Annotated in this window: 8 protein-coding genes; all 8 read right to left on the bottom strand. The window is 71.8% G+C overall.

The features are described 5' to 3' along the window. A partial coding sequence (locus DLJ58_RS06365) for a sporulation protein (RefSeq protein WP_124854287.1) occupies window positions 1–901 on the bottom strand: 901 nt, incomplete at its 3' end. 148 nt (window positions 902–1,049) lie between these two features. Continuing rightward, a complete protein-coding gene (locus DLJ58_RS06360; RefSeq protein WP_124854286.1) occupies window positions 1,050–2,114 on the bottom strand; it encodes a hemolysin family protein in 1,065 nt (354 codons plus the stop codon). Beyond that, window positions 2,111–3,466, bottom strand: a complete 1,356-nt coding sequence (locus DLJ58_RS06355; protein ID WP_124854285.1) for a hemolysin family protein — start codon at window positions 3,464–3,466, stop codon at window positions 2,111–2,113. The genes DLJ58_RS06360 and DLJ58_RS06355 overlap by 4 nt, the downstream gene beginning before the upstream one ends. A gap of 180 nt (window positions 3,467–3,646) precedes the next feature. After that, window positions 3,647–4,006, bottom strand: a complete 360-nt coding sequence (gene mnhG, locus DLJ58_RS06350) for a monovalent cation/H(+) antiporter subunit G (RefSeq protein ID WP_124854288.1) — start codon at window positions 4,004–4,006, stop codon at window positions 3,647–3,649. Continuing rightward, complete coding sequence (locus DLJ58_RS06345) at window positions 4,006–4,269, bottom strand: MrpF/PhaF family protein (protein WP_124854284.1); 264 nt, start codon at window positions 4,267–4,269, stop codon at window positions 4,006–4,008. The genes mnhG and DLJ58_RS06345 overlap by 1 nt, the downstream gene beginning before the upstream one ends. After that, complete coding sequence (locus DLJ58_RS06340) at window positions 4,266–4,871, bottom strand: Na+/H+ antiporter subunit E (RefSeq protein WP_124854283.1); 606 nt, start codon at window positions 4,869–4,871, stop codon at window positions 4,266–4,268. Before DLJ58_RS06340 ends, DLJ58_RS06345 begins: the two co-directional genes overlap by 4 nt. After that, entirely contained in the window at window positions 4,868–6,373 is a 1,506-nt protein-coding gene (locus tag DLJ58_RS06335; protein WP_124854282.1) for a Na+/H+ antiporter subunit D, read from the bottom strand. Before DLJ58_RS06335 ends, DLJ58_RS06340 begins: the two co-directional genes overlap by 4 nt. Beyond that, window positions 6,373–6,703 (bottom strand): sodium:proton antiporter (locus DLJ58_RS06330; RefSeq protein WP_208740889.1); only part of this gene is annotated, 331 nt, incomplete at its 5' end. The genes DLJ58_RS06335 and DLJ58_RS06330, both read right to left, overlap by 1 nt.

Genomic DNA, 6,703 nt, shown 5'->3' with positions numbered 1-6,703 from the left:
CTCCTACGCCGGCGCCGCCGGCGGTGCCGCCGAGGCCGTAACCCGGTCGGATCGGCTCGTCGGGATGGCGGCTGACGTGGGCCGACCCCGTGATCTGCGCGGACCAGTCGGCGTGCGCGGCCGCGGCGGCGTGCCGGTTGATCGCCTGGCGGATCCAGCCGTCCACGGTGGCGACCCAGTCCCGCCGGTCGGCGTCCTGGTGCCAGATCCGGAACCTGCTGATGCTCTGGTGGGTGATTCCGGCCAGCGCCAGCCGGCGATCCATCCAGAGGATCGCCTCCAGGCCCGCCGAGTTGGTCACGAAGATCACCTCGAGCTCGGTGATCGGGCCGGCGTAGAGCGGCCCCACCCAGTAGCCCCAGCGTTGGTGCAACGGCAGGGTGTGCTCCACCCCCGGCAACCCGCCCTGCTGCAACCCGGACTGGCGGATCATGAAACCGAGCGTGTCCAGCGCCGCCAGCACGTGCTGCTGGGTGGGGATCGGATGCACGAAGACCGGCACCATTGCCCCCTGGTCGAGGTCGGGGTCGAGCGACACCTCGGTCCGCAGGCCCATCCGCAGGCTCAGCAGCGGCACCCCACCGAAGGTGGTCACCGGGGTCTCCCACGGCAGCGGGAACGCGAAGTCGACAGCCCGCCGCCGGCCGGCCGGAACGACAAACCGGCCGGCGATGGGTAGTTGGTGAAACTGCATGAGTCGGCGGGCCGCGGCCGGGTCGTCCGGCTCGACAGTAGTGACCAGGCCGAGCCGGATGTGCCGCACCAGCACGTCCTCCGGGCCGGCCGCGAGGGTCACCCGCCCAGGCAGGCGCAGGCCCGGGCGGGTACTCGGATTGGGCAGCGTGGTCTGCACGGAGAGCCCGGTGCCACCGGACTCCGGGGACACTCCCGTCAGCCGCACCGCGCGCCCCCTCCCGGGACGGGGCCTGGCCGGCCCCCACCAGGCGCGCCTACCCGGTCGGGGTCGGCTCAAGCCCGCCCGCGCCGAGCAGCGCTGCCGTGCCGAGGTTGACCCGGCCGCACTTCGTCAGTGCGACCGGGTCGACACGTCAGCGCAACCGACGCCCGCGCGGGACCGTGTCGGTCTCGTCGTCGAACTCCCCGATGACCTCCTCCAGGAGGTCCTCCAGGGCCACGAAGCCGATCGGCCGGGCCGGGCCACCGCCGTTGCGGACCAGCGCGAGCTGCGACTGCCGGGCCCGCATCGCCGCCACCGCCTCGGTGACCGAGGACGTCGCGGGCAGGGTGAACGCGGGGGTCATCAGCTCCCCGGCGATGGCGACCCGGCCGGTGGTGACCGCCCGCACCGCCTCCCGGACGTGCACGAGCCCGCACACGTCGCCCGCCTCGTCCAGTACGGCGAGCCGGGATCGGCCGCTGTCCCGGCTCACCTCTTCGATCCGCTCGGCCGGGTCGTCCCGGCGGACGGTGACCATGGTGGCGAACGGTTCCATCACCTGCGCCACCGACGTGCCCTGCAACTCCAGCATGCTGGTCAGCAGTTGGTGCTGCTCGGCACCGAGCAGCCCGTGCTCTCGGGACTGCTCCAGCAGGATCCGCAGCTCGTCCGGGCCGTGCACCTGGGCGAGCTGGTCCTGCTGGTTGACGCCGAACAGCCGCAGGATCGCGTTGGCCAGGGCGTTCAGCGCGGAGAGCACCGGCCGGGAAACCCGGGCGAAGGCGCGGAACGGCAACGCGAGCAGCGTCGCCGAGCGCTCCGCGTCGGTGATCGCCCACGACTTCGGTGCCATCTCCCCCACCACCAGGTGCAGGAAGGTCACCACCCCGAGGGCGAAGACCAGGGCGACCAGGTGACTGGCCGCGTCCGGTAGACCCACCGCGTGCAGCAGAGGGCTGAGCAGGTGCTCGATCGCCGGCTCGGCCAGCGCGCCGAGACCCAGGGTGCACAGCGTGATCCCGAGCTGCGCGCCGGCCAGCATCAGCGACAGCTCGCGGACGCCATCCAGCGCGGCCCGTGCCGCCCGGCCACCGTTCGCCGCCGCCTGCTCCAGGCGATAGCGCTTGCTGGCCACCAGGGCGAACTCGGCGGCCACGAAGAACCCGTTCAGCGCCAGAAGGATCACCGAACTGAACAGTGCGATCCCGGGGCTCATGCGGTCACCTCGGGCTTGGTCAGCTGCAACCGCACCGAGTCGGCCACGTGCCGGTCCACGGCCAGCACCTCGACCAGCGCGCGGGGCTCCGCCTCGTTGTCCTCGGCGTCCGCCCCCTCAGGTTGCAGGCTGATCTCCAACCGGTCACCGACCTCGGGCACCCGGCCCAGCTCCCGCATCACCAACCCGGACAGGGTGTCGTACTCGGGGGCCTCGGGCAGGGCGATGCCGGTGCTGTCGGCGACCTCGTCGATCCGCCAGCGGGCCGGCACCACCCAGGACCCGTCGTCCTGCCGGGCCGGTGCCCGCTCCGGTGGGTCGTCCTCGTCGCGGATCGGGCCGACCAGCTCCTCGGCGATGTCCTCCAGCGTGATGACGCCGGCGAAGCCGCCGTACTCGTCGACCACGCACGCCATCTGCCGGTGCCCGGACCGCAGGCGGTCGAGCACCGTGGGCAGGGGCAACGTCTCCGGTACGAGCAGCGGCGGCCCGGCCACCGCGCTCACCGGGGTGGTGGCCCGCTCTCCCGGGGGTACGCCGAGCACGTCGGCGATGCCGACGATGCCGAGCAGGTCGTCGACGCCGTCCGCACCGCGTACCGGGAAGCGGGAGTGGCCGGTGTCCAGCAGCTCGACCACCCGGCTCACCGGTTCGTGCGCACGGACGGTGTGCACGTCCACGCGCGGCACCATGGCCTCGCCGGCGGTCAGCTCCCGGAAGTCCAGACCTCGGTCGAGCAGCGTGGACATCTCGGCGTCGAGGCTGCCCTCCTCGCGGGACTCGGCGATGATCTGTTCCAGGTCCGCCGGGGTGGCGCCGCTGGGCAGCTCCTCGATCGGCTCGATGCCGATGCGGCGCAGCAGCCGGACCGAGGCCCGGTCGAAGAGCCGGATCAGCGGCCCGGCGACGGCCAGGTAGATCAGGGTGGAGCGGCTCAGCGCCCGGGCCAGTTGCTCGGCCCGGGCGATGGCCAGGTTCTTCGGGGCCAGCTCACCGATAACCATCTGCACGATGGTGGCGATGACCAGGGCCAACGCTACCGACAGCGGCAGGCTGACCGCCTCGCTGACGCCGGCCACGCCGAGCAGGTCGGCGAGACCACCGCCCAGGTACGGCTCGGCGACGTAGCCGACCAGCAGCGCGGTGACGGTGATGCCCAGTTGGGCACCGGAGAGCATGAAGGAGAGCCGGCTGGTGACGGTCAGGGCCCGGGCGGCGGCCTGATCGCCGTCATCGGCGAGCTGGCGCAGCTTGCCCCGGTCCACGGCGACGTAGCCGAACTCCTGCGCCACGAAGTAGCCGGTGGCGGCAGTGAGAATGGTGATGAGAAGGAGACCAACGACGATCAACACGGGTCGCTCAGGGCTCCCGGGGTCGTCGGTACGGGGATATGCCGGGCACGACCCGGCTGGCTACTGCTGCCCTCCTGGGCAGAAGAGTCGATCATGCCGCTATTTTATCCGCGCTGGCTGGGACTCCGCTGGGGGTGGGCCGAAGGAGCGAATCGTCCGGTTCATGGCCGCCCGCGGTAGTCACGCCGGCCTCGCCGACCCGTCACCTGATCCCCGTTCGGCCAGCTCGTCGGCGTCGAGCAGGCTCCGGTCGAGCCGCCCCGACCGGTACGCGGCCCGCCCGATCATCTGCGCCGCGACCGGCGCGGTCGCCAACTGGAAGACCGCCACCAGCAGGATCATGCCGAGGTCCGACGGGGACCGCAGCCGCAACGCGATGCCCAGCAGCAACAGGAGCACCCCGAGCACCTGCGGCTTGGTGGCCGCGTGCATCCGGGACAGCGCATCCGGGAAGCGCAGTACGCCGATCGCGGCGGCCAGGCCGAGCAGCGCGCCGGCCACCAGGCAACCGGCGCCGAGCCAGTTCGCGATGGTCGAGATCACTGCTGCTCCCGGACCGCGAAGCGGACCAGCGACACCGAGCCCACGAAGCCGAGCAGGGAGAGCACCACCAGCACGGGCAGGGTTGTCGCGTGCCGGTTGACCGCCGCCTCGGCACCCACCGCGGCGAGCATCGTGGCGAGCAGCATGTCCGCGGCGATGACCCGGTCCACCAGTGACGGGCCACGGTAGAGCCGCAGCAGAGCGAGCAGCGCGGTCACCGACAGCAGGACGGTGAGGACGACGGCGAGGAACGTGGTCACGAGCGGGTTCCCTTCGCGGACGGATCGGTCTCGATGCGGCGCAGTTCGGCGGCCGAGCCCACCGCGCGGACGATTCGCCGTTCGAGGGTGAGGGTGCGGTCCCGGGCCACCTCCAGGTCAGCCGGCCTGTGGGTGTCCAGGACGTGCAGGTAGAGCGTTCCGGAGTCCCGGTCCACCTCGAGGATCAGCGTGCCCGGCACCAGCGAGACCGCCTCGGCGGTGAGCGCCAGGTTCAGGTCGCTGGGCACCCGCAACTGGACCCCGATGATCGCCCCGCGCGGCCGGTAGCCGGGTTGCACGGCGATCCGGGCGACGTGCACGCTCGCGCTGACCAGCTCGACGACGAACCGGCCGGCGAAGACCAGCAGCGCCCAGGGCCGCAGTCGGCCGCCGAAGCTGACCGCCGGCAGCGGGTAGAACACCAGCACCGCGCCGCCCACCAGCAGGCCGCCAACCAGGTTGGCCCAGTTGACGTCGCCCCAGAGCAGGTTCCAGACCACCACCAGCCACCCGAGCGCCGCCACCTGGTCGCGCCAGCGCCCGAGCCGGCCGCGTCCCACCACGGCGGGGGTGTCGGGAGCCGGCTCAGGGGTGCCGGTCACGGCACACCACCCGGCAGCACGGCATGCACGTACGGGGTGCGCAGCCGCAGGTCGGCGGCCGCGTCCGAGGTGACGTCGAAGAGCGGACCGGCCAGCAGGGTCAGCGCCAGCCCGAGGGCGACCAGGGCCACGGTGGCCCCGGTCATCAGCCTTGGCAGCGGGACGGCCGCCTCGGTGGTGGCCAGCCGGGGCGCGCGCCAAAAGGCGATGTTCCACACCCGGGACGCCACATAGAGGGTGAGCAGGCTGGTCACCGTGCCCGCCGCCACCAGCACCCCGGGCAGCGGCCCGCCGACCGCCACCCCGGCCTGGAGCAGGCCGAGCTTGCCGAGGAAACCGGAGAACGGCGGCACCCCGGCGAGGTTCATGGCCGGGACGAAGAACAGCACACCGAGCAGCGGCGCCACCCGGGCCAGCCCACCGATGCGGCGCAGGTCGGTGCTGCCGGCCCGCTCCTCGACCAGACCGGCGACGAGGAACAGCGTGGTCTGGATGGTGATGTGGTGCACCACGTAGAAGATCGCGCCGGAGAGCCCGGCGACGGTGCTCAACGCCACCCCGAAGATCATGTAGCCGATGTGGCTGACCAGGGTGAACGAGAAGAGCCGCTTCAGATCGGACTGGGCCACCGCGCCGAGGATGCCGACCACCATGGTCAGACCGGCGACGACCATGAGCAACCTGTCCGCGTGCCCGCCGGGAAACAGCAACGTCTCGGTGCGGATGATCGCGTACACGCCCACCTTGGTGAGCAGACCCGCGAAGACGGCCGTGACCGGGGCCGGTGCGGTGGGATAGCTGTCCGGCAGCCAGGCGGAAAGCGGAAAGACCGCCGCCTTGATCGCGAACGCCAGCAGCAGCATCAGCTCCAGGGCCAGTCGGACGCCGTCGGGCAGGTCGTCGAGGCGCTGGGCGAGCTGGGCGAGGTTGAGCGTGCCGGTGGCCGCGTACACCAGACCCACCGACGTCAGGAAGATCAGCGAGGAGAGAATGCTGACCACCACGTACGTCGACCCGGTCCGGATCCGGGTCTCGGTGCCCCCCAGGGTGATCAGCACGAAACTGGCGGCCAGCAGGATCTCGAACCCGACGAAGAGGTTGAACAGGTCACCGGCCAGGAACGCGTTGGTGACGCCGGCGGTGAGCACCAGGTACGTCGGGTGGAAGATCTCCACCGGTGTGGACTCGCTGGTCTCGCTGCGACCCTGGCCGATCGAGTAGAGCAGCACGCAGAGGGTCACCGCCGACGAGACCACCACCATCAGCGCGGCGAGTTGGTCGGCGACCAGCACGATGCCGACCGGTGCCGGCCACCCACCGACCGCCACCACCACCGGCCCGTGCCGGTACGCCTGCACGAGCAGCAGCAACGCCACGGTGAGAGTGCCGCCCAGGCAGAACACACTGATCGAACGCTGGAGTCGGGGCTTCCCGGCCAGCAGCAGCGTCAGTGCCGCACCGAGCAACGGCACCACCACCGGCAGCGGAACCAGCGCACCCATCACGCCTCCTCCCCGCGTCGAAGCCGACGGCGGGCGGGCTCGGGATCGACCTGCTCCGCGTCGCCGTCCGGACCCTCCCCACCGTGATCGACAGCGCCCACCTCGTTCCGCTCCGCCCGACGGATGATCTGCCGGTCCTCTAGGTCGTCGGGCACCTCGTCGTCGCCGGTGAGATACCAACTGCGGTACGCCACCGCGAGCAGGAACGCGGTGAACCCGAAGGTGATCACGATTGCGGTCAACACCATCGCCTGCGGCAGCGGATCACTCATCTGCCCCACCGCACCGGTGCCGACGATCGGTGCCCCACCCGAGCGCCCACCCAGAGGG

Source organism: Micromonospora arida (assembly GCF_003857035.1).
Classification (GTDB): domain Bacteria; phylum Actinomycetota; class Actinomycetes; order Mycobacteriales; family Micromonosporaceae; genus Micromonospora; species Micromonospora arida.
Note: the sequence above shows the minus strand (reverse complement) of the source record. Positions and strands in the feature narration are given on the sequence as shown.